The 813-nt window shown below is 43.3% G+C and carries 1 protein-coding gene; it reads right to left on the bottom strand.

Going from position 1 to position 813, the window contains the following annotated elements:
• Nucleotides 1–813: Spy0128 family protein (locus NGI26_RS09185; protein WP_286009857.1), on the bottom strand; the 813-nt coding region annotated here is incomplete at both ends.

Genomic DNA, 813 nt, shown 5'->3' on the forward strand with positions numbered 1-813 from the left:
CAGTTGTTGTTGGAGCTTCTGTTGTTGTTGGAGCTTCAGTTGTTGTTGGAGCTTCAGTTGTTGTTGGAGCTTCAGTTGTTGTTGGAGCTTCAGTTGTTGTTGGAGCTTCAGTTGTTGTTGGAGCTTCAGTTGTTGTTGGGGCTTCAGTTGTTGTTGGGGCTTCAGTTGTTGTTGGAGCCTCTGTTGTTGTTGGAGCTTCAGTTGTTGTTGGAGCCTCTGTTGTTGTTGGGGCTTCAGTTGTTGTTGGAGCTTCAGTTGTTGTTGGAGCCTCTGTTGTTGTTGGAGCCTCTGTTGTTGTTGGAGCCTCTGTTGTTGTTGGGGCTTCAGTTGTTGTTGGAGCCTCTGTTGTTGTTGGAGCTTCAGTTGTTGTTGGAGCCTCTGTTGTTGTTGGAGCTTCAGTTGTTGTTGGAGCTTCAGTTGTTGTTGGAGCTTCAGTTGTTGTTGGAGCTTCAGTTGTTGTAGTGTAAGTGTTTGTAAACTTACGAGCTTCATCTGCTTCTGTAACAGTAGCTACGAGTTTACCTTCACCGTTATCTACAACTTTAACATGAACTGTATAGCTTTCTTTAGAGTATGTAACTCCTTCTGCTGTACCAGCTTTTTCTGTAATTGTATATTCGTGGTCTCCAGCTTCAGTGTAGAGAACTGAGAAGACTACTTCATTTGTTGCTGCTTCAACACCATTCACTGTCTTACCATTTGAAGACGTTGCAATGACGTTTCCACCTTCGCTCAATTCAAACTCAAATTGTTCGTTAGCAAGTTCTTTACCAACTAATTCTTTAGTTGCTTTGAATGTAGCACGAGCTGGTG

The organism is Streptococcus sp. Marseille-Q0941, assembly GCF_943736975.1.
In the GTDB taxonomy this organism is placed as follows: domain Bacteria; phylum Bacillota; class Bacilli; order Lactobacillales; family Streptococcaceae; genus Streptococcus.